This window comes from Afifella marina DSM 2698, from assembly GCF_900102695.1.
GTDB classification, from domain to species: domain Bacteria; phylum Pseudomonadota; class Alphaproteobacteria; order Rhizobiales; family Afifellaceae; genus Afifella; species Afifella marina.
The window spans coordinates 58,095-80,317 of record NZ_FMVW01000008.1; the positions used below are offsets into that span (position 1 = coordinate 58,095).

Sequence of the window (22,223 nt, forward strand, 5' to 3'; positions counted from 1 at the left end):
CGGACAAGAAAGACCGATCGCCAGGCATGACAAAGATGATCGCTCACCCCATCGCGACACGGACTTCGTACCGTCGAGGCAGACGTACCACCGCGGCCATGCTTCTGACCCTGCCGTGGCTCGCCGGCTGCATGGTGGGGCCGGACTATCAGAAGCCTCTGATGGCACTCCCCGCCAGCTGGAGCCAAAACGGCGCCACGCAACCGAATCGCCCGCCGGAACTTGCGCAATGGTGGAGCCGTCTCAACGATCCTTTGCTCGATTCCCTCATCGACGAAGCCGTCGCAGGCAATCTCGATGTCGCCTCGGCGAAGGCGCGGATCCGCGAGGCGCGGGCAAGCTACCGCCAGAGCACCGGCGCGCTCCTCCCCTCCACCGATGGATCCGGCTCCAGCCAACGTTCCAAAAGCGGAGGCGCAAGCACGGGGGGCTCGAACACAGCATGGGGCTATAAGGCCGGCTTCGATGCGACCTGGGAGCTCGATCTCTTCGGCGGCAATCGCCGTACGGCGGAAGCCGCCCGCTACGGCGTCGACGTCGCAGAAGAAGACCTGCGCAACACGCTTTTGACATTGATCGGCGATGTCGCATCCAACTACGTCAATCTGCGCGGCTACCAGGCACGAATCGCGCTTGCCCAGCGCACTGCATCGTCGCAGCGCGAGACCGCGGACATCACCCGCAACAAGTTCGAAGCGGGCGCGGCTTCCTCCCTTGATGTGGCCAATGCCACGGGTCAGGCGGCCAGCACGGAGGCGACGATTCCATCGCTGCGCACCTCCTACGCCGAAGCGCTGCACCGGCTCGGCGTCTTGACCGGTCAGGCACCGAGCGCACTTGAGACCAGGCTCAAGAAGAGCAAGCCTATTCCGCGGCCGAAGCTGCCGATCCCGACAGGCATTCCGGCGGAAATTCTGAACACGCGCCCCGATGTGCGCATGGCTGAACGGCAGCTCGCCCAATACACGGCGCGAGTCGGGGCGGCCGAGGCCGATCGATTCCCGAGCGTCAGTCTCCTCGGCAACATCGCCACGTCTGGCGCTCAGATCGGCGATCTTGCAGATCATTCCTCGATCGCCTGGTCGTTCGGTCCCAGCCTCAGTGTTCCGCTTTTCCATGGCGGCCAGCTTGCCGCTGCGGCGGATGTCGCACGGGCTCAGCGTGACCAGTATTTCATTGCGTACAAATCGTCCGTGCTCAACGCGCTGGAGGAAGTTGAAAACGCCATCGTCGGGCTCTCCCAGGAACGCATCCGCTACGGCAAGCTTGCCACATCCACACAGGCATACCGGCAGGCGGCCGACCTTGCCCGAACGCTCTATAAGAGCGGTTCATCGAGCTTCCTCGACGTGCTCGACGCGGAGCGCTCTCTTTACTCCGCCGAGGATGCGTTGCTCGCGAGCCGCGTGGAAATCACGCAGGATTATATCGCCCTGCAAAAGGCGCTGGGTGGCGGCTGGGACGGACGGGTGCGGATCGACGAGCCAGAGATCGTCGACCGGCCGAAGACCAGGCCGGTCGTCTTCGTGCAGCATTAGAGCACAAAGATCAGCAACGTGATGGCGGCCCGCAAGCGCAAGCGCTCCAAGCTCATCTGGCTCCTTGTCGCCCTCCTCCTGATCGGTGGAGCGGGCTACTGGGTGAAGGACAATTATTTCACCGAAGAGCCGCCTGAGATCATGACGTCGCCGGTCACCCGCGGCGACATCGAGAAGACGGTCCTCGCCACGGGCATTCTCAAGCCGGCGAAACTGGTCGCCGTGGGCGCGCAGGTTTCGGGCCGCGTCACATCTCTCGACGTCGGCGTGGGCGACAGCGTCAAGGAAGGCGATCTCATCGCAGAGATCGATTCCGAAACGCAGGAGAACGATCTGCGCACCGCAGAGGCGTCGCTTGCCAACGTTCGCGCTCAAAAGGAGGAGAAGCAGGCGACGCTCGTTCAGGCCGAGCAGGCTCTCGCGCGGCAGACGCGCATGATCAACCAGAATGCGGTTTCCCGTGCCGATTACGAAGAAGCGGAAGCAACCGTAAAAGTGACCAAAGCGCAGATCTCTGCGCTCGACGCCCAGATCGCCGAGGCAGAGGTGGCCGTCGAAACGGCGAAGGTCGACCTCGGCTATACGAAAATCACCGCTCCGATGGACGGGACGGTGCTTTGGGTGGTGACGCAGGAGGGCCAGACGGTGAATGCCATCCAGTCGGCCCCGACGATCGTCATTCTCGGACAGCTCGACACGATGACCGTGCGCGCGGAAATCTCCGAAGTCGATGTCGTAGACGTCAAACCCGGCCAGCCCGTCTATTTCACTGTGCTCGGAAATCCCGACCGTCGCTACGAATCGACCCTCTCGTTCATCGAGCCCGCACCGGAATCGATCACCAGCGACAGCATGGTGGCCTCATCGTCCTCGAGCTCGAGTTCCGCCTCCGAGAAGGCGATCTATTACAACGGCATCTTCGAGGTGCCGAACCAGGATCGCGAACTGCGCACCTACATGACGGCGGAAGTCCACATCGTGCTCGGCCAAGCCCATGATGTCTTGACCTTGCCTTCGGCCGCACTCGGCAGCAAAGACGCCGACGGGAAATACTCCGTCAATGTGCTGGAGCCAGACGGCAACGTCGCCGAGCGCAAGGTGGAGATCGGCCTCAACGACAAAATCCGGGCGGAGGTTGTCTCCGGTCTTTCGGAAGGCGATCGTGTCGTCATGGGTCAGCCGGGCAGCTCCGAAAGCGGTCGACGGCGCGGGCGCCGGGGACCGATGGGGTTCTAGGCGTTGGCCACACCTCTCATCACGCTCGAAAAGCTCCGTCGGGAATTCCCCGCGGGAGAGGACACGATCGCCGTCCTCAAGGATATCGACCTCACGATCGACGCCGGAGAAATGGTTGCGATCGTCGGCGCATCCGGCTCCGGAAAATCGACGCTGATGAATATTCTCGGCTGTCTCGACCGTGCGACATCCGGAAGTTACAGGATTTCCGCGCAGGAGACGTCGGCGCTCGAACCCGACCAGCTCGCAGCGCTTCGGCGCGAGCATTTCGGCTTCATCTTCCAGCGCTATCATCTGCTTTCGGAACTGACGGCCCTCGGTAACGTCGAAATCCCGGCGATCTACGCCGGTCAGCCGCCGGCAGATCGCGAAGAGCGGGCCGAAGAGCTTTTGGCGCGGCTTGGCATGGCGGACCGGCTGGAGCACCGGCCCGGCCAGCTCTCAGGAGGCCAGCAGCAGCGCGTCTCCATCGCCCGCGCGCTGATGAACGGCGCGCAGGTGATCCTCGCCGACGAGCCGACCGGAGCCCTCGATAAGCATTCCGGCGAAGAGGTCCTGAAAATCCTCGAAGAGCTCAACCGTGAAGGCAAGACCGTCATTCTGGTGACGCACGACATGAACGTCGCGGCGCGCGCCGAGCGGATCATCGAAATCAGCGATGGCGAGATCATTTCCGACACCCGCAGCACGAAGGCGGACGGACAGAAGATTGCCGGAGAGATCGCTCAGGACCAGCGGCGCGGGCGTGTGCGCGCCGCGGTCGACCGTTTCGGTGAAGCGTTTCGGATGGCCCTCCTCTCCATGCGCGCGCACAAGCTCAGAACCTTCCTGACGATGCTCGGCATCATTATCGGCATCGCGTCCGTCGTCTGTGTCGTGGCGCTCGGCGCAGGATCGCGGCAGCAGGTCCTCTCCCAGATCTCCAGCCTCGGCACCAACACGCTGGAGGTCTTTCCCGGCAAGGACTTCGGCGACGTGCGCTCGGGCAAGATCACGACGCTCGTCGTCTCCGACGCGGATGCCCTCGCCGGCCAACCCTATGTGGCTGCTGTCACGCCGACGGTCTCCACAAGCGCCAACGTGCGCTTCGGCTCGACAGAAGCGAGCGCGCTCGTCAACGGCGTCGGCGCTCAGTATTTCGAGGCCCGGGGCACGACGCTCGCCGCCGGCAGCTTCTTCAATCAGGAGAGCGTGAGGCGGCTGGAGAAGGACGTCGTCATCGACGACAATACGCGGCAATCCCTCTTCGCTGACTTCGACGGCAGTCCTGTCGGCCAGGTCATCCTGGTCGGCAAGGTGCCCTGTCGCATCGTCGGGGTTGCAGGCGCTCAACAAAGCGGTTTCGGCGCCAGCAGCAACCTCAACCTCTATCTGCCTTATACGACGGTGCAGGCGCGTTTCCTGGGCGACCAGTCGCTCAGGAGCATCACAGTGCGCGTCGCCGACGATACGTCCACCGATACCGCCGAACAGGCCGTGACGGAGCTCCTCACCCGGCGTCACGGATCGAAGGATTTCTTCATTCTCAATACGGACGACATCCGTCAGACGATCACCGCCACGACGGAGACCTTGACCGTCCTGATCGCCTCCATCGCCCTCATTTCGCTGATCGTGGGCGGCATCGGCGTCATGAACATCATGCTCGTTTCAGTGTCTGAGCGCATCAACGAGATCGGCGTACGTATGGCTGTCGGTGCCCGCCAGAGTGACATCCTGCAGCAATTCCTGATCGAGGGCGTGCTCGTCTGCCTGATCGGCGGCGTGCTCGGCATCGCCTTGGCGCTCGGCTTCGGCGCCCTTTTCGATGCGCTCGGATCGAGCTTCAAGCTCATCTACTCGCCCGTCTCGATCGTCGCGGCGTTTCTCTGCTCAAGCCTCATCGGCATCGTCTTCGGCTATCTGCCGGCACGCAATGCCTCCAGGCTCGATCCGGTCGCCGCACTCGCCCGGGATTGACGCCGACCACGGCAAACCGCGCCGGCGACAATCAGAAGCAAGATCCAATTACGCCGCAAAGGCCGGGTCGAGGACCGTCCGCAGAACCTTCTTGTCCAAAGATTCGTAGCCGAAATAGTTGATGATGTCGTAGAGCTCGGCCCGGCTCTGCATGTCCTTCACCGTGCCGGCCGCGGTGCCCGTGGTCTTCAGTTCGGTGAAGAATTTCTCCATCGCATGCGCACAGATGCGCAGGCTCGAAACCGGCCAGATCGCCATCGCATAGCCCATCTCGGAAAACTCCCCGGCCGACGTCTGCGGCGTGCGGCCGAACTCCGTCATATTGGCAAGGAGCGGCACCTTGATGGCCGAAGCGAACTGGCGGAACTGTTCTTCGCCTTCGAGCGCCTCGGGGAAAATCGCATCGGCACCCGCCTCGATATAAAGGCGTGCACGCTCGATCGCGGCCTCGACGCCTTCGCTTGCGGCCGCGTCGGTGCGGGCAATGATCTTGAGGTCGCGCCGCGCGCGGGCGGCGGCGGCCACCTTCTGCGCCATATCCTCGGCGGAAACGAGCTGCTTGCCGTTCAGATGGCCGCATTTCTTCGGCATCACCTGGTCTTCGAGCTGGACGGCCGCCACACCCACATCCTCAAGCTCGCGAATGAGGCGCATGGCGTTCAAAGCCTCACCATAGCCCGTGTCGCCGTCGACGATGAGGGGAAGCCTCGTCACGCGGATGATTGCACGCGCCCGCCCAACAAGCTCTTCCATGGTGAGGAGGCCGAGATCCGGCAGGCCGAGAGACGCTGTAAGGGCCGCGCCGGACAGATACAGCGCTTCGAAACCCGCCTTGCGTGCGACAAGCGCGGCCATCGGGTCATGGGCACCCGCAATCTGCAGGAATTCGCCGGAGGCCCATTTTTCGGCAAGCGATGCGCCAAGGCCGCGCGGAAGCGGCTCTTCCAACCATACGGGTTTGTTCGGTGTCTCGTTCATGGGCACTCCTTGATTGTTGTCCGCTTGGGGAATTCACGATGGGTTGGGGATGCAGACCGCGCCTTCCATGAGGCGGCGCTGAGTCCGAAGGACGTGTGCGGCTTCGATAACCGGGGCGCCGGCATTGTCGCCGTTCACTTTCACGCCGACGGTCACGATGCCGCTCGGCGTGCCGAGCCGAAGCCGGCTCACATCTGTCTCCGGCTCGAGCAGCGACCGCACGACGCTGCCCTCGACCGCGGCCGCACTCGCCAAAGCGAGCGAGCAGGTGATGGGAACGGCACGGTGCGGCTGACCGGCGGAAATCATACGCACGAGAATGTCGAAGTCGCCGGGCGCGAGAGCGGAACCAGACAGATCGGCGAAGGCGGCCGGAGCGGCGACGAAGCCGATCTTCGGAATGGCGATGGTCTTTGCCGCCTCGTCGACATTTGACGCAATGCCCATGGCAACGGATGCCTGCCGGCGAAGATGCTCGATCTCCTCCAGCCCATCGCCCGCCGCATCGAGGGCGTCCGGCATGATCGTCGGGTCGATGCCGAGCGCCATCGCGGGAAGGAAACAAGTCGGGATCGCCGCATCGATGAGGCTCGCTTCGACCACACGGCCGTCGCGCTTGGTAAGTCGGGTGAGCGCCTTGCCCGCTGGCAGAAGGCCGTTGCCGCGCGTCCCGGCAGGATGCAGGAATTCCAGGCGCACCGGCGCCCCGCTCCCGGCCACGCCGGGCAAAACGGCATCGCCCTCGACCGCTGCCTCACCGCCGGCCATCCGGAAGACGGAGCGAATGATCTTGCCGGTGTTGGTGTTGTGAATTGAGACCGTCGCTTCGCCATCACGCGGCGCGGACACCATCTTCTCGTCGGCAGCAAAAGGGCCGACGGCGGAGCTCATATTGCCGCAATTGCCGCTGAAATCGACCTCATCGGTTTTCACCGAAACCTGGGCGAACGTGTAGTCGACATCCGCATCGGTGCGCGACGAAGGGCCGATGACGCAAATCTTGCTCAGGGAAGAAATGCCACCGCCGAGGCCATCGAGCTGCCTCCCGTTCGGATCGGGGCTGCCGAGCATCTTGCGAAAAAGCGACGGCCACAATGCGCGGTCCTGAGGCAGATCCTGCTCCTTCAACATGATCGCCTTCGAGGTGCCGCCGCGCATGAATACCGCCGGAATGCGCTGCTGGGTCATCGTTCCTCCTCTTGAGAGAGTTCACCGGCAAGTGAGGTCCAGCTCGCGCGGATGTGTCGGCGCATCAAAAGTCCGGCGAGTTCGCCGTCGCCGGCCGCGATCGCTTCCTGGATTCGCTCGTGTTCGATCAGCGCCTCGCGGCCCCGACCCTGCACGCGGCCATGGCGGCGACGCAGAAGGGAAAGCTGCGGATAAAGCTCCGAATCGAGAAGCCGCAGGATGAGCGGATTTCCTGAAAGCCTTGCGATGACGATGTGAAAATCCGCATCGCCACCGCTTTGGAAGTAAGCGCCCACCGGATGGGCGGCGATCTCGCCTGCGTGCTGCTTCAAAAGCGCACCGAGATCCCGTGCCTCCTCCGGCGTCGCCCTGAGTGCCGCAAGCCTCGCGGCTTCAGCCTCCAGCGCTTCACGCAGCTCATAAAGGACACGGGCGTCAGCGAGAGAGAGTTCGCGCACGCGCGCGCCGACATTGGGAGTGAAACTGACGAGCCCGGCATCTGCCAGAAGCCGCAGCGCCTCGCGGACCGGCCCGCGGCTCACCTCGAAGCGACGCGCCAGAGCCACTTCGCCAAGGCGCTCTCCAGGAACCAGACGTCCGGCCAGGATATCGGCCCGCAGGCGTTCGAGAATGGCGGCAGAGGAATCGCCGTGCCTGACTGAAATTGTCGACAATCTTCCTCCCCCAACACTAGCGGCGTTTTCTGCCCAATGACGAGACAGATTCAATTTACGGCCACAAACCTCTGTTTTGCCTCACTTAGAAGAATAGTTCGCCTCTGACAAGCGCCCCCTGTCGACCCGGACAGCACGGTCACCTTTCCCATATTGTTGACATTCTCGTCAGGCGGTGCAAATTCCGCGAAGACAACAAAAGCGGGAGGACGATTATGAAACTCACCAGACGCTCCGCATTGGCCGGCCTCGTCGCCGGCATGACTTTGCTCGGAACATCGATCTCGGCACAGGCGCAGGACGACTGGCCGAACCAGCAGATCACCTTCGTGGTGGCGCTCGGACCGGGCGGCTCGGCCGACCGCACCGCACGCATGCTGGCGCAGAAGATGCAAGATGAACTCGGCGTGCCGATCCGCGTGGTCAACCAGAAGGGTGGTGGCGGCCATGTGGGCCACACCTACTTCCTCAACATGCCCGACGATGGCAGCTTCTTCCTGGCGACCTCGATCCACCCCTACATCAGCAACGCCATCCTGCAGAAAGACGCCGACTACACGCTCGACGACTTCGCCTTCATCAACGGCCAGTGGACGGATATCGATCTCTTCGCGCTCAACAAGGATCTCCCCTACAAGACGCTCGACGAGTTCGCCGCCGCCATCAAGGAAGAGCCGGGCAAGCATTCGATCAGCGTCGTTCCCGGTTCCACGGGCTACATCAACGCGCTCCTGATGCTCGAAGGCTACGGCCTGTCGGAGGATGACGTGAACATCGTCACCTACGAATCGGGTTCAGCAGCCCGGACCGCCGCAGCCGGCGGGCAGGTCGACATGACGGTGCTCGGCGCCGACGGTTCGCTGTCGATCGCGGAATATATCCGCCCCCTCGCCGTTGCCTCCGAGAAGCGCCTGCCGGATTGGGACGCGCCGACCTTGAACGAAGCGCTCTCGGACGAAGGCGTGACCGTGCCGCCGCTCGTCGGCTCGATGCGCGGCCTCGCGGCCCATGCGACCTTCAAGGAAAAATACCCGGAGCGCTTTCAGCGCATGACGGATGCCTACGAGGCGGCTCTTGAAGACCCGGAATTCGTCGAAAGCCTCAAGAAGCAGGGCATCGGCGCGGAATGGCTCGGCCCGGAAAAGACCACCGAGATCATCAAGTCCAACTTCGAGATCCTGAAGCGTTTTAACGACGTAGCGGGCTAACCTCCCGCCTGGAGAGGGCTTTTGCCCTCTCCCCCACCCTTCCGGCAAAAATCTTTCCCGAGGTCTGTCGCAGATCATGCCGCTGCGTATCGCGCCCACTCATCTCGTCTTTCTGGTCCTCGGATCGATCACCGCGATCTATCTCAACTGGAGCGCCATTTCCGCATCGACGAGGCTTTACAATCTCATCGTCGTGGTGCCCGTCGGGATCGCTCTCCTGGTGCTTGCCGCACTCATTCTCGGCAAGAGCCTGCTGCGGCCCCACGATCCGGAAAGACTGGAAAAGACACCGCTCCGCGAGACCCTCGGAGATGTCGTACTGCTTGCCTGTTTCGGTGTCTTCTGCGTGGCGCTGACCAAGGTCGGCTTCGATCTCGCCACGTTCTTCTTCGTGTGGATCGGGGTGCATCTCAGCGGTGAAAAGCGCCTGTGGGCGCCCCCGCTCTATGCGGCCGTCTTCACAGCGCTCCTGGTGGAAAGCTTCGGCTCGCTCTTCCCCTTCCCCATGCCTCTGGCGGTCCTTTCATGATCGACGGCCTCGCACTTTCCCAGTCGCTCGACCTCCTTTTCAGCGGTTACGGCCCCTGGCTCTATGTGTTGCCAGGCCTTCTCATCGGCCTTGTCTTCGGCGCCATCCCCGGCCTGCAGATCTCCATGGCGATGGCCGTGTTCCTGCCCCTCACCTGGAACATGGATTTCCTCCAGGCGATGCTGTTCCTGACGTCGATCTTCACCGGCGGCGCCTATGGTGGCGGCGTCACCGCGATCTTGATGAACATCCCCGGTTCATCGTCGAGTGTCGCGACCGCCTTCGACGGCTATCCGATGGCGCGGCAGGGCCGGCATAACGAAGCGCTGGGTCTCGGTCTGGGCGCCTCCGTCGTCGGCGCTTTTGTGGGCTATGTCCTGCTGTTTCTCCTGATCGAGCCGCTGACCGTCGTTGTGTTGAAGCTCGGTCCGCTTGAAATGGTGATGGTGGTGTTCTGGGGTCTCACCCTCATCGCCACGCTCAACGACAGCACCATGGCGAAGGGCCTTTATGCGGGCCTTCTCGGTCTGCTTCTGAGCCAGATCGGCATGTCGACGACCGGCACGATGCGCACGACCATCGGCAATCCCTACCTCATCGACGGCATCCCGGTCGTCCCGGCGATGATCGGTATGTTCGCCGCCTCCGAGCTTCTCCGGCTGCGCGGCAATTCCTACCTCGTCGACGCCAAGGGCCTGCGCACGATTTCGCTCTCGGCGCTCCTCAAAGGCTTCCTCAAGACGTTTCGCTATCCGAAGACCTTGATCCGCGGCAGCCTGATCGGCGCCCTGATCGGGGCGGTGCCGGGCGTCGGCTCTTCGGTCGCAAACCTCGTCGCCTATGGCGAAGTGCGGCGCAGCTCCGATCATCCGGAAAAATTCGGCAAGGGCGAGCCTGAGGGCGTCGTCGCGGCCGAATCATCGAACTCATCCTCCGAAGGCGGATCGATGACGGCGCTTCTGGCGCTTGGCGTGCCGGGCGGTGCTGCAACGGCCGTCCTTCTTGCGGCCTTCTCCTTCCACAATCTCGTGGGCGGCCCGTCCTTCATCCGCGACAACCGGGACGTCGTCTACTCCATCATCATCGGCAATATGGGCCAGGTAATCCTGCTTGCGATCGTCGGCATCCTGTCGCTGCGCGTGCTCGGAATGGTGGTGCGCGTGCCGCTCAGCTATCTCGTGCCCTCCGTTCTCGCCTTGTGCGCCTGGGGCGGGTTCGGTATCACCGGCACCGTCGCCGGTCCCGTGACGGTCGCCGTCTTTGCCGGGCTCGGCTGGATGATGCGCCGGCATTCCTATCCCGTCGCAGCGACGGTCATCGGCCTGCTCCTTGGCCGCATGACAGAGGGTGAGATGGTGCGTACATTGCAGATCTCGGGCGGCAACCCGCTCGCCTATCTCGCCGAGCGGCCGATCGCGATCTTGTTCCTCATCCTGCTTCTGCTTTCCGCGGTGGTGCTACCCCTGTGGCGCCGTCATCGCGAAAATCGGCAAAGCGCGGAGGAAGCGACCGCAGGCTCGTCTTGAGCCAGAAGATATCCGGCCGAGCATCAACCCTTCTCATCGGTCTTGCCACACTCGCCGCCGGCCTCACCGGCGGCCTCACCTTCACGGCGCTGTCGATCCCACTGCCATGGGTGCTCGGGAGTTTTTCGGCAACCGGTCTCCTGTCGCTTTTCGGCGTCCGGCTCGCCCTGCCGGGTTCCTGGCGTGGCTACGCCATGGTCATCGTGGGCACGATGCTGGGCGCCGGCTTCGATCCAGAAACGGTGAAGGCGATCCCCGGCTGGTGGCCGAGCCTCGTGATCATGATCTTGTTGTCGATCGCGTTCTTCTTCTTCGCCTTTCTGGTTCTGCGGACATGGGCGAAGATGACGCCCGCAACCGCCTTTCTGGCGGCCATGCCGGGCGGTCTGTCGGTCGTCAGCGTCATTGCCGAAACCTATGGAGCGGATCCCCGCCGGGTCGTGCTCTGCCACTCCGCCAGGCTCGTCGCCCTTCTGGTGACGATGCCGATCCTCATCCACCTTCTCGGCGATTACGATCTCGCCGGAGCCTCACGCCCGGGCAGCCTGCCACCAATCGACGGGCCGCCCCTCGATCTTCTGCTGCTTCTCGGCTGTGCGATCGCCGGCTATTTCCTCGGACGGGTGATGAAAGTGCCTTCGGGCCTCCTGCTCATCCCGCTCATCCTGTCTGCGTTCGTCCACAGCCTCGGCGTCGTCGAGGCGCATGTGCCGGTGCAGATCTCGATCGTCGCCCAGATCATTATCGGCGCGAATGTCGGCGTCCGCTTCGTCGGCTATCGGCTTCGAGACATTTTGAGCGACGGCTGGATGTCGGCGATCATCGGCCTGGTGCTGTCCTTCAGCACCTTCCTCGCCGCACTTGCCGCCTCGGAAGTCACCGGGATCGATGCGGCGCCGCTGCTTCTCTCGTTCCTACCGGGCGGAGCCCCGGAGATGGGGGTGGTCGCGGTCGCCCTTCACATCGCGCCGGCGATGGTGGCCTGTCATCATCTCGTCCGTGTCGCAATCATGGTGGCGCTGATCCCGCTCGGTCTCAAACACCTCGCAAAACCCGGCAAGTCTGACTGAGGCGCTCAGGAGGCCGTCTTCTGGCGGCCGATCCGTTCCGCACTTTCCTTCAAGGCCACCAGCACCGTCTCGCGGCGCGCGTCATCAAAGCGCGTGATCAACCCGGAGATGGCGAGCGCGCCGCGCAAATTGCCGTCGGGACTGAAGACCGGGACGGCAATTGCAGCGATATCGGAATCGCGTTCGCCCAAAGAGATCGCATGCCCCACCCGGCGGATCTCTCTGTAGCGCGGATCCTCCTCGGTCCAGGCAAGAAGAAGATGGGACGCCGCCCCCGCCGTCAACGGCATGCGTGCGCCCTCCACGATGTGATGGCGGATCGCCCGGTCCGGCTCATGACGGTAGAGGCAGACACGGCTATCGCCATCGCGGACATAGAAGGATGCCGTCTCACCGATCGTCTCGGCCAGGCGGCGCAGCTCCGGGCGGATGAGGTCTGCGGCGGTGAAATTCTGCCGGTAGCGTGCCCCAAGCCGCCACACCGTCGCGCCGAGCCGATAGCGACCATCAGGCTGGCGCACGATGTAGCCGTAACGCTCCAGCGACACGCAGAGCCGCAGGATCGTGCTCTTGTAGAAGCCCGTGCGGCGGGCGAGCTCCGCCAATGTGAGCGTCAACTCTCCCTCATCGAAGCAGGCCAGGATGCGGAAGGCGCGCTCGACCGCCTCCACGCCACGCTGGCCTGCATCGTCAGAAACACCGTTTTCAGCCGCCACCGCGATTGTCTTCCCCACTTGCCGCTATACAATCGTTCTGCTACGTTGAATATACGTTCTACCTAACAGAACGCAAGAACAATGAAGAACGATCCGGAGGACAACGGCCCGACTTGCGGAATTGATTCCGCACGTTCCGCTATCCCTCTGATCGAAAAGGAGACGCCATGCTCCGGCCCCTCGCCGGTATCCGCATTCTCGACCTGACGAACGTCCTCGCAGGCCCTTTCTGCTGCCATCAGCTCGTGCATTTCGGTGCGGAGGTGATCAAGGTCGAGGCGACGGGGCGCGGTGACCTTGCGCGCCAACTCGGGGCCGATCCCGAGCTCAATGCCCGCAACATGGGCATCTCTTTTCTGGCGCAGAACGCCGGCAAGAAGTCTGTCACGGTCAACCTCAAGGACGAGCGCGGCAAAGCCATTTTCCGCCGCCTGGTGGAAAGCGCAGATGTGCTCGTCGAGAACTTTCGCCCCGGCGTGATGGAGCGGCTGGGCGTCGGCTACGAGGCGCTGAAGGACGTCAACCCACAGCTTATCTACTGCGCCATCTCCGGCTTCGGGCAAAGCGGCCCCTGGATCGGACGCCCCGCCTACGACCAGATCATCCAAGGCGCGTCCGGCGTCATGTCGATCACCGGCGACAATGATTCAGGCCCGTTGCGCGTCGGCTACCCGATCGCCGACACGATCGGCGGATTGACCGCAGCCTTTGCAATCGCCGCGGCCCTCAATGCCGAAGAGCGCGGCGCGTTTCTCGATGTTTCCATGCTCGAAGCGACGATCGCCACCATGGGCTGGGTCGTCTCGAATTATCTGATCGGCGGCGTCGAGCCTTCGCCGAAGGGCAACGAGAACATGACGTCTGCCCCCTCCGGCTCGTTCCAGGCGCAGGATGGGCTCCTCAACATCGCGGCCAACAAGGACGAGCAGTGGCAGCTCCTGGCGCACCATCTTGGACGCGGGGACCTGCTTCAGGATCCGGATTTCGCCACCCGTGAGAAGCGCAAGGAGAACCGCGTCCGTCTCAAGGCTGAGCTCGAAACGGCACTGACACGACGCCCCGCGCGCGACTGGGTGCGCGAATTGAACGAGATCGGCGTCCCGGCGGGTGCCGTGATGAGCGTGCCGGACATCCTGGCGCATCCGCAGATCGCCGAAAGAGGAATGCTCGGGACTTTCCAGAACGTCCCAGGCGTCGGCCGCGACATCACCGTCATCCGCACCGGTATCAAAATGAGCGGCGAGGCGCCGAGCGTCGACGCGCCCCCGCCGCAACTCGGCGAGCACAACCAGGAAGTCTATGGCGCTCTCGGCCTGCCGGCGAGCGAGATCGAGACGCTTCAGAAGGAAGGTGCGATATGAGCGACGTGTCCGATTGGTGGCGCACCTCCATCATCGAGATGGAGCCGGGCAAGATCAGTTTCCGCGGCTACCCGGTCCAGGACCTCATCGGCCAGGTGAGTTTTCCCGAGATGATCTGGCTCATGACCCGCGGCGAACTGCCGGGCCATGACGAGGCGGCCCTATTTGAGGCGGCATTGGTGGCGGCCGTCGATCATGGGCCGCAAGCTCCTTCGATCGCGGCGGCTCGCATGGCCGTCACCTGTGGCCTGCCCTTGAATGGCGCCATGGCGTCCGCGGTCAATTTCCTCGACGACGTGCATGGCGGCGCAGGCGAACAGGCCGTAGAGCTCTATCATCAGATCGACGACGCCGGCGGGCCGGAGAAGACGGCGGAAATCCTCGATCGCTGGCAGGCGGAACGCAGCCGTTTCGTGCCCGGCTTCGGCCACCGCTTTCACAAGCCGGTCGATCCCCGCGCGCCCCGCCTTCTTGGGCTTGTCGACGAGGCAGCCGCGGCCGGGACCGTTTCCGGACGCTTTGCGAAGATCGGTCGTGCAATTGAAAAAACACTGACGGAGGCGAAGAGCAAGCCGGTCCCGATGAACATCGATGGGGCAACCGCCGTCATCTATGCCGAGCTTGGCTTTCCCGCGCCACTTGCCAGAGGCCTGTTCTGCCTGTCACGTTCCGTCGGCATTCTCTCCCACGCCTGGGAGCAGATGTGTCAGGGCGGCCGCAATAAGGGCCCGACACCACCAGCCTATCGCTGGACCTTCGACGGAATGGCTCCGCGCGAAGTGCCGGCTTCCTATCGCAGCCAGAAGCTGCGTCAGAATGGTCAAATCAGGGAGGATTCATGACCATGTCATTGCGTCGTTTGCTTGTACTTGCTCTGCCGCTGGCCTTCGCCACGGCCACGCTGAGCGACCGGGCGTCGGCCTTCGAGCCGTCGTCGACCGAATGCATCGCCCCCGCCAATCCCGGCGGCGGTTGGGACTTCACCTGCCGTCAGGTCGGCAAGACCATGCAGGATCTGGGCTTCATCCCGGGTACGATGAAGGTCACCAATCTCGCCGGCGGATCGGGCGGCGTCGCCTTCGCCGAAGTCGTCAACAAGCGCAATGACGACAACAACCTCATCGTCGCAGCCTCCTCGGCAACCTCGAGTCGCCTCGCCCAGGGCGCCTATCCCGGCGGCGACATGGGCCAGGTCCGCTGGCTCGCCTCCGTCGGCGCCGATTACGGCATCATCGCGGTTGCCAAGGATTCGAAGTTCAATACGCTTCCCGAACTGTTCGACGCCATCAAGGCCGATCCTTCCTCGATCGCCGTCTCCGGCGGCTCGGCCGTCGGCGGGTGGGATCATCTGAAAGTCCTGATCGCAGCCAAGCGCGCCGGCATCGATAAGCTGCGTCAGATCAAATACGTCGCGTTCGAGGGCGGCGGCGAAGCGGTGACCCAGCTTCTCGCCGGCTCCGTTCAGGCCTTCTCCGGCGACGCATCGGAAGCGAAGGGTTTTGTCGATTCCGGCGACATCAAAGTCCTCGCCGTCCTCGCTCCGGAACGCCTGCCCGGCGATTTCTCGAAATTCCCGACCGCCAAGGAACAGGGCATCGATGCCGTCGGCGCCAATTGGCGTGGCTTCTATGCCCCGGGCGGCATGTCGGACGAAGCCTATGATTGGTGGGTCGAAACCATCGGCAAGACCTACAAATCCGACGAATGGAAGAAGACCATGGCCTCCAACGGCCTTGCCCCGCTGGATCTTCAAGGCGAAGACTTCGAGAAATTCGTGGCTGAATCCGTCGCGGAGATCAAAGAGCTCTCCCAAGAAATCGGCATCATCAAGTGACATCGCGAAGGGCCGCGCCGGACCTCGGCGCGGCCCTCCTCGATAACGGGGAGAGCTTATGAGCGATCGGATACTCGGCGTGATCGGCGTTGCGCTTGCCGCGTTCTATATCTGGCAGGCGACGCTCATCCAGGAAAGCTTCATGTCCGATCCGGTCGGACCCAAGACGTTTCCGATCATCATCGGCGTCATTCTCGGACTTTCCTCCATCTATTTCATCATCAAGCCCGATCCCGAACCGCAATGGGCGAGCTTCGGGCGCACGATGGAAGTGCTGTTCGCCGCCGCGGTGCTCTTCGGTTACGCCTATGCGCTGCCGATCGGCGGCTTTGTCCTGACGACCGCCATCACCGCAATGTTCCTGTCCTGGCGTCTCGGCGCGGGGCCTGTGCAAGCGGCAATCGCAGGTGCCACCATTTCGGTCGGCATCTACGTCCTTTTCGGCCTCGTCCTCGGCTTGTCGCTCGCGCGCGGCCCCTGGGGCTTTTGAGAAAGCGGAGGATTTTACGATGGACGCACTCTCCTCCCTTGCCGACGGTTTTGCCGTCGCTCTCACCTTTCAGAACCTGCTCCTGGCGCTCCTCGGCTGCTTTCTCGGCACGATCTTCGGCGCTCTGCCAGGATTGGGGCCCTCGAACGGCGTCGCCATTCTCATTCCGCTCGCCTTCACGCTCGGCCTGCCCGCAACGCCGGCTCTGATCCTTCTGACCAGCGTCTATTACGGCGCCATGTATGGCGGGCGCATCTCGTCGATCCTGCTCAACATTCCGGGTGACGAGCCGGCGCTGATGACGACGCTCGACGGCTATCCGATGGCCCAGCAGGGCAAGGCCGGCGAGGCGCTCGCACTTTCCGGCATCGCCTCCTTCGTCGGCTCGTTCTTCGCGACCTGGGGGCTCGTCTTCCTCGCCCCACAGCTCGTCAAGGTCGCCCTCCTCTTTGGCCCGGCGGAGTACTTCGCCCTCTTCACCCTAGCCTTTGCCACGCTCGGAGGGATCGCCAGCCGCAATCAGGCGAAGGCCGCCTTCTCCGCAGCCCTCGGTGTCGGCATCGCCATGATCGGCGTCGATGCCCAGACGGGCGTGCCACGCTTCGCTTTCGGCGAGGTGCATCTTTACGACGGCATCGATTTTCTGGTCGCGATCGTCGGCCTGTTCGCCGTCTCTGAGGTGTTCATCTTCCTGGAACACCGCGGCGAAGAAGCTCATGCAGAGGGCGCGAGCAAGCTCGTCAATCGCGTCACCGCGCCGCTTTCGATGCTCCGTAAGACCGCAGGCACGATGGGCCGCTCGACCGTTCTCGGCTTCCTCGCCGGCGTTCTGCCCGGGGCCGGCGCATCGCTCGGCTCGTTCATTGCCTATTCGGTGGAAAAGCGCGTCTCCGACCGCAAGGGCACCTTCGGCAAGGGCGACCCTCGCGGCGTTGCGGCGCCAGAAGCCGGCAACAACGCCGCCGCCGGTGGCGCCCTCGTGCCGATGCTGGCGCTCGGCGTTCCGGGCTCGGGCACGACGGCCGTGCTTCTCGCCATGCTGCTCGCCCTCAACATCACGCCGGGGCCGCTTCTCTTTCAGTCCAATCCGGATGTCGTGTGGGGCCTGATCGCAGCACTGTTCATCGGCAACATCATCCTGCTGATCATGAACATCCCGCTCGTCTCTCTGTTCGTGCGGGTTCTCCTCGTGCCGCCGAAATACCTCATGCCGGCGGTCGCGATGATCGCGTTCGTCGGCGTCTACGGCATTTCCGGCTCGACCTTCGACCTCGTCGTCATGGTTCTCTTCGGGCTCAGCGGCTGGTTGTTGCGCAAGCTCGACGTGCCGCTGGTGCCGGTGATCCTCGGCGTCCTCCTCGGAGGGCAGATGGAGGTCAACCTCCGCCGCGAGCTGACGATCTCCAACGGCGACTGGTCGGCGCTCGTCGATTCGTGGCTGTCGATCACGCTATGGGGGCTCGCGATCGTCGGCTTCATCCTGCCGATTATCGTCGGCTCGTTCTTCCGCACCAATGTCGGCAAGGGTCGTTCGCGCGAAAGCGACGATCCGGATTGATCGGTGATTTCTGCGCGGCAGAGGCTCGTTTCGCGCAGCCCTGCCCCGCCTGACGGCGACTTGCCCGGGCTTTTTCGACACGCCACCTGAAAAAGGGGAGCGGACAATCGCTCCCGTCTTTAGCTCGTCACGGGGAAGCCGTCGTCATGTCTCAAGGAACGCCGCGACCACATGAGTTCAAGCTCGCCAGCGTGCCGGCCTTCTGGCCGGTCGCGATGGCGTCCGCTCTCGTCGAGGATGAAGCGGAGCTTTATGCCCGCAACGTCAAATTCATCGAGGAAGAAATCAAGATCCATCACGAGCTGCGGCCGCAGCTTGCGACGGAGAATCGGGTCCGCCTCGAGCTTCGGACCATGCATCTGCGCGATTACGGACGCGAAGAAGGGCGCCCGACGCTCGTCGTCGCCCCGTATGCCGGGCATAGCGCCATGATCGCCGACTATCACAAGGGCCAAAGCCTCGTCCAAACACTGCTGGACGGCGGCATCGCCCATGTCGCCCTAACGGACTGGACCTCGGCGACCCCCGACATGCGCGACTTCGAGGTCGACAATTATCTGGAAGAGCTGCTCGTTGCGATCGACGATCTCGGCGGCTCCGTCGATCTCGTCGGGCTCTGTCAGGGTGGATGGGCATCGGCCATGATCGCGGCGCGCTTTCCAGAGAAGGTCAACAGCCTCGTTCTTGCAGGCGCGCCGATCGACACGGATGCCGGCGACGGCCCCATCAAACGCATGGTGCAGGCCTCTCCTCTCTCCTTCTACCGCGAACTCGTGGAACTCGGCGGCGGCCTGATGCTCGGCCGCTTCATGCTGCGCGGCTGGAAGAACATGCATCCCGCCGAGCATTACATCGACGAGCACATCGAGCTTTACGAGCACATCGACGACCCGGCCTATCTCGCCAAACGCGAGACCTTCGAGAGCTGGTATGAAAACCCGATCGACCTGCCGGGACGTTGGTATCTTCAGGTGATCAAAGAGATCTTCAAGGAGAACCGCTTCGCCAAGGGCACCTTCGTCGGCCTCGGGCGGCCGCTCAAGCTGAGCGATATCAGCTGCCCGGTCTATCTCCTTGCCGGCGCCGCCGACGACATCACCACACCGGAGCAGGTGCTGGAGGCCGATCGTCTCCTTGGAACACCTGAGGACGCGATCGTGAAGGAGACGGTGCCGGGCGGCCATATCGGGCTTTTCATGAGCGCGCGCACGCTCTCGCAAACCTGGCCGAAGATTGCGAGCTGGATCCTTCGCGCCTCCGACAGGTCATCCGCCACCTGACCACGCCCATTCGCCAGGACGGCAGGACCTCCCCGCCGCCTATTTCAACGCCTCGACGAGCACGTTCGACAGGCCCGGAAAGGCGGCGATGAGGATGAGGCCGATGAGACTCGTGATCAAAAACGGCACGGCGCCGCGCGCGATCTTCTCCAGCGGCAGCGACGTCATATTGGCTGCCACATAGAGATTGATGCCAACGGGCGGCGTGAAGAGCCCGATTGCCAGATTGACCATCACCAGGACGCCGAACCAGACCGGATCCCAGCCGAGCTCACGCATGACCGGCAGGAAGATCGGCAGCGTGATGAACATGATGGTGATCGCATCCATGAACATCCCCGCAATCAGGAGGATGAGCATGATGACGATGAGAATGACCCATTGCTGGTCGCTCAGACCGAGAAGCACGGTCGAGTATTTGCCGATGAGATCATCGACCGTCACCACCCAGCCGAAGAGGCTCGCATAGGCCACGACGAGCATGACGACGGCCGAGGATGCCGCAGCTGCGGACAATGCCTCGTAGAGCGTCGCAAAGCTCAAGGTGCGGTAGACGAGGCCGCCGACGAAGAGCGCATAGACGGTCGCCACGATCGCCGCTTCGGTCGGCGTGAAGATGCCGGAATAGATGCCACCCAGAATGACGAGCGGTGTCATCAACCCCCAGAAGGAATGCAGGAAGGAGCGCCACAGCCGTCGGCCGTACGGAAGCTCCGAAAACGCCTGCGGCATCAGGCGCTCCAGGCTCGGCGGCATCTCGTTCACATCCACTTTCGGCACGAAAGGCAGAGCGACGAGCATCAAGAGCCCCATGACGAGGCCCGGGATGATCGCTGCCGTGAAGAGGTCCGAAATCGAGGTTTCGGCAATGACGCCGTAGATGACGAGACCGATCGAGGGGGGAATGACGATGGAAAGTCCCGCACCGGCACAGACGAGGCCGGCCGCAAAAGCTCTCGGATAGCCATCCTCGGCCATGCCGCGCACGATCAGCGGGCCGATTGCGGCAACCGATGCCGGCCCGGAGCCCGAGACCGCGCCCCAGAACAGGCAGACGACGGTTCCGACAAGGCCCATGCCGCCCGGCAGGCCGCCCACGAGGATGCGGAAAAAGGCGATCATACGCTCGGCAATGCCGAGGGAGCCCATCAAGGTGCCGGCGAGGATGAAGAACGGAATCGCCAGCAAGGAGAATTTGGCGATCCCGCTTGCGATGAGATCGCCCGCCATATCGAGACCGAAGCCGATCGCCCACATCGCATAAACGGCGGAGAGCCCGAGAGCGAACGCGACCGGCACCCGCAGGAACAAGAGCACGAAGAAGATGATCACCATCTGCGTGCCGGCATCGAGGTCAAACATCGGCGACGACCTCTTGGGTGTCGCCGCGCCAGCGCTCAAATGCGTGCTGGATGTAGCGGATGATGACGAGAGCGAAACCGAAAGGCAGGGCGACGCTGTAATACCATGCAGGGATCTGCAGCGCGTAGGAGCGCACGCCGCTCTCAAACTGGTTCGCGAAAAGCTGCCAGGTGAACCATGCCGACATGGCAAGAAGAGCGACGGAAAGAGCGCTCGACAGAACGAGGATGACCCGCCGAACGGGCCTCGGCACGGCATCGTAGAGAATGGTCACGGCAAGGTGCTCGCCGTTGCGTGCCGCGATGGCTGCGCCGAAAACCGTCAGAAGCAGGAAACCGTTGGTGAGGAGTTCTTCCGTCGATGCGAGTGAATAGCTGGTCAGATAGCGCACGACCACATTGGCGAAGCCGAGCGCCGTCATCGCAAGAAGGATCACGGCGCAGACGATCTTCTCCGCTTCGCGCAACAGGAACGACACGAAACCTCCTCGAAGGCGCGTCGTGCAGGCGGGCGCCAAAGCCCCGCCTGCACGACCGTTTGGCTCAGTTGGACTGAACGATGGTGTCCTTGAAGCTCTTCACGAGATCCTCGCCCACCTTCTTCGACCAGGTGTCGAAGGCCGGCTTGGTCGCTTCGCGGAAAGCGTCGATCTCTTCGGCGTTCGGCTCGTAGACGTCCATGCCCTGCTCGCGCAGGAATTCGACGCCCTTGGCCGTGCCTTCACGGCTGATTTCCTTCTGGTACTCCATCGCCTCTTCGGCGGCCTTCTTCACCGTGGTCTTGGTCTCATCATCCCACGAATCCCACAGCTTCTCGCTGACGCCGAGGAAAAGCGGGTCGTAGGAATAGTGCCAGGTGGTCAGATATTTCTGCACCTCATAGACGCGCTGCGGGATGATGACGGCGCCGATCGGGTTTTCCTGGCCATCGACCACACCCTGCTGCAGAGCCGGAAACGTCTCCGACCATTGCATCTGCTGCGGATTGGCGCCGAGCGCCTGCATCACGTCGATGTACATCGGGCCCGAGACGCGCATCTTGAGGCCCTGCATGTCCGCCGGCGTCTTGATCGGGCGGACATTGTTGGTCACCTCGCGAAAACCATTCTCGCCCCAGGCGAGCGCGATGATGCCGTGCTCTTTCAAAATCTCTTCGATCTTCTGCCCCGGCTCGCCGCTCGTCGTGGCGTCCACCTCGTCGTAATCCGAATAGAGATATGGCAGCGAGAAAACCGCGAGCTCCGGCACGAGCGGCGTGACGTTGATCGCCGAGGTCAGCATGAAGTCGATCGAGCCGCGGCTCACCATCTCCGTCTGCTTCATCTGGTCGCCACCGGCGAGCTGCGCATTCGGGAAGATGCGGACCTCCATCTTGCCGTCGGTCGCTTCACCCAGAAGCTCGTTGAACTTCTCGGCGCCCTTCTGCCAGGTCGTCGTATTGCTGGTATTTTGCGACAAACGATAGGTTTCGGCCGAAGCCGGACCTGCCATCGCGGCAAGCGTGGCGGAAAACAGCGCGATTGCGCCAAGTTGCGAAATTTTCATCTTCTTCCTCCCGGTTTCGTCCCACCAACACGAACGATTTTTCGGCAAAGCGCTCTTTGGTGATCGAAAAATCCATCTGAGGCCGCGCACAATACGGATGAGCGAGCCGCACGCAATGCCGTAAACGCCTCACCCTTTGCGCGAAAGGCTGCGTCGAGGCGAACGTCGCGCC

At 63.1% G+C, this 22,223-nt stretch carries 20 protein-coding genes; 13 read left to right on the plus strand and 7 right to left on the minus strand.

Annotated features, from left to right (window positions below; translation table 11 throughout):
* Window positions 1–98: 98 nt before the first annotated feature.
* From BLP76_RS14900 to BLP76_RS14910, 3 genes are read left to right on the plus strand one after another with little or no spacing between them, the layout of a single operon-like run.
* Complete coding sequence (locus BLP76_RS14900) at window positions 99–1,538, plus strand: efflux transporter outer membrane subunit (protein ID WP_244514606.1); 1,440 nt, start codon at window positions 99–101, stop codon at window positions 1,536–1,538.
* Between the two features lie 21 nt (window positions 1,539–1,559).
* Complete coding sequence (locus BLP76_RS14905) at window positions 1,560–2,774, plus strand: efflux RND transporter periplasmic adaptor subunit (protein ID WP_092815047.1); 1,215 nt, start codon at window positions 1,560–1,562, stop codon at window positions 2,772–2,774.
* 3 nt (window positions 2,775–2,777) lie between these two features.
* Window positions 2,778–4,733, plus strand: a complete 1,956-nt coding sequence (locus tag BLP76_RS14910; protein WP_092815050.1) for a MacB family efflux pump subunit — start codon at window positions 2,778–2,780, stop codon at window positions 4,731–4,733.
* A gap of 48 nt (window positions 4,734–4,781) precedes the next feature.
* Here the strand turns inward: BLP76_RS14910 and prpB are convergent, their stop codons facing one another.
* From prpB to BLP76_RS14925, 3 genes are read right to left on the minus strand one after another with little or no spacing between them, the layout of a single operon-like run.
* Window positions 4,782–5,711 (minus strand): methylisocitrate lyase, encoded by a 930-nt coding sequence (prpB, locus tag BLP76_RS14915; RefSeq protein ID WP_092815053.1) that lies wholly within the window; start codon window positions 5,709–5,711, stop codon window positions 4,782–4,784.
* A gap of 33 nt (window positions 5,712–5,744) precedes the next feature.
* A complete protein-coding gene (locus BLP76_RS14920) occupies window positions 5,745–6,899 on the minus strand; it encodes a PrpF domain-containing protein (RefSeq protein ID WP_092815056.1) in 1,155 nt (384 codons plus the stop codon).
* Complete coding sequence (locus tag BLP76_RS14925) at window positions 6,896–7,573, minus strand: GntR family transcriptional regulator (protein ID WP_207145384.1); 678 nt, start codon at window positions 7,571–7,573, stop codon at window positions 6,896–6,898. The genes BLP76_RS14920 and BLP76_RS14925 overlap by 4 nt, the downstream gene beginning before the upstream one ends.
* Before the next feature lie 215 nt (window positions 7,574–7,788).
* Here BLP76_RS14925 and BLP76_RS14930 point away from each other — a divergent pair, with 215 nt between their 5' ends.
* The 4 genes from BLP76_RS14930 to BLP76_RS14945 all read left to right on the plus strand — a co-directional run bounded on the left by BLP76_RS14930 (window position 7,789) and on the right by BLP76_RS14945 (window position 11,906).
* Window positions 7,789–8,781, plus strand: a complete 993-nt coding sequence (locus tag BLP76_RS14930; protein ID WP_092815060.1) for a Bug family tripartite tricarboxylate transporter substrate binding protein — start codon at window positions 7,789–7,791, stop codon at window positions 8,779–8,781.
* Window positions 8,782–8,857: 76 nt separating this feature from the next.
* Window positions 8,858–9,310 carry a tripartite tricarboxylate transporter TctB family protein gene (locus tag BLP76_RS14935; RefSeq protein WP_092815063.1) on the plus strand — a complete coding sequence of 151 codons (453 nt, stop codon included), beginning with the start codon at window positions 8,858–8,860 and terminating at the stop codon, window positions 9,308–9,310.
* A complete protein-coding gene (locus BLP76_RS14940; protein WP_092815066.1) occupies window positions 9,307–10,836 on the plus strand; it encodes a tripartite tricarboxylate transporter permease in 1,530 nt (509 codons plus the stop codon). Before BLP76_RS14935 ends, BLP76_RS14940 begins: the two co-directional genes overlap by 4 nt.
* Window positions 10,833–11,906, plus strand: a complete 1,074-nt coding sequence (locus BLP76_RS14945; protein ID WP_207145383.1) for an AbrB family transcriptional regulator — start codon at window positions 10,833–10,835, stop codon at window positions 11,904–11,906. Before BLP76_RS14940 ends, BLP76_RS14945 begins: the two co-directional genes overlap by 4 nt.
* Window positions 11,907–11,911: 5 nt before the next feature.
* On the opposite strand, the gene BLP76_RS14950 is transcribed toward BLP76_RS14945, so the two are convergent.
* A complete protein-coding gene (locus tag BLP76_RS14950; protein ID WP_170130519.1) occupies window positions 11,912–12,622 on the minus strand; it encodes an IclR family transcriptional regulator in 711 nt (236 codons plus the stop codon).
* Window positions 12,623–12,789: 167 nt separating this feature from the next.
* Here BLP76_RS14950 and BLP76_RS14955 point away from each other — a divergent pair, with 167 nt between their 5' ends.
* The 6 genes from BLP76_RS14955 to BLP76_RS14980 all read left to right on the plus strand — a co-directional run bounded on the left by BLP76_RS14955 (window position 12,790) and on the right by BLP76_RS14980 (window position 19,145).
* Complete coding sequence (locus BLP76_RS14955) at window positions 12,790–13,983, plus strand: CaiB/BaiF CoA transferase family protein (RefSeq protein WP_092815071.1); 1,194 nt, start codon at window positions 12,790–12,792, stop codon at window positions 13,981–13,983.
* A complete protein-coding gene (locus tag BLP76_RS14960) occupies window positions 13,980–14,825 on the plus strand; it encodes a citryl-CoA lyase (protein ID WP_092815074.1) in 846 nt (281 codons plus the stop codon). The genes BLP76_RS14955 and BLP76_RS14960 overlap by 4 nt, the downstream gene beginning before the upstream one ends.
* Window positions 14,822–15,817, plus strand: a complete 996-nt coding sequence (locus BLP76_RS14965) for a Bug family tripartite tricarboxylate transporter substrate binding protein (protein ID WP_171904415.1) — start codon at window positions 14,822–14,824, stop codon at window positions 15,815–15,817. Before BLP76_RS14960 ends, BLP76_RS14965 begins: the two co-directional genes overlap by 4 nt.
* 58 nt (window positions 15,818–15,875) lie before the next feature.
* Window positions 15,876–16,307, plus strand: a complete 432-nt coding sequence (locus BLP76_RS14970; RefSeq protein WP_092815077.1) for a tripartite tricarboxylate transporter TctB family protein — start codon at window positions 15,876–15,878, stop codon at window positions 16,305–16,307.
* A gap of 19 nt (window positions 16,308–16,326) precedes the next feature.
* Window positions 16,327–17,865 carry a tripartite tricarboxylate transporter permease gene (locus BLP76_RS14975; protein WP_092815081.1) on the plus strand — a complete coding sequence of 513 codons (1,539 nt, stop codon included), beginning with the start codon at window positions 16,327–16,329 and terminating at the stop codon, window positions 17,863–17,865.
* 146 nt (window positions 17,866–18,011) lie between these two features.
* Window positions 18,012–19,145 carry an alpha/beta fold hydrolase gene (locus BLP76_RS14980; protein ID WP_092815084.1) on the plus strand — a complete coding sequence of 378 codons (1,134 nt, stop codon included), beginning with the start codon at window positions 18,012–18,014 and terminating at the stop codon, window positions 19,143–19,145.
* A 39-nt stretch (window positions 19,146–19,184) separates the two neighbouring features.
* Here BLP76_RS14980 and BLP76_RS14985 read toward each other — a convergent pair whose 3' ends face one another.
* The 3 genes from BLP76_RS14985 to BLP76_RS14995 form a co-directional block, all read right to left on the minus strand.
* Window positions 19,185–20,507 carry a TRAP transporter large permease gene (locus BLP76_RS14985; RefSeq protein ID WP_092815087.1) on the minus strand — a complete coding sequence of 441 codons (1,323 nt, stop codon included), beginning with the start codon at window positions 20,505–20,507 and terminating at the stop codon, window positions 19,185–19,187.
* The gene (locus BLP76_RS14990; protein WP_092815090.1) at window positions 20,500–20,985 is read right to left on the minus strand and encodes a TRAP transporter small permease; all 486 of its coding nucleotides are present in this window, start codon (window positions 20,983–20,985) and stop codon (window positions 20,500–20,502) included. Before BLP76_RS14990 ends, BLP76_RS14985 begins: the two co-directional genes overlap by 8 nt.
* Before the next feature lie 64 nt (window positions 20,986–21,049).
* Window positions 21,050–22,051, minus strand: a complete 1,002-nt coding sequence (locus BLP76_RS14995; RefSeq protein WP_092815093.1) for a DctP family TRAP transporter solute-binding subunit — start codon at window positions 22,049–22,051, stop codon at window positions 21,050–21,052.
* Window positions 22,052–22,223 lie beyond the last annotated feature (172 nt).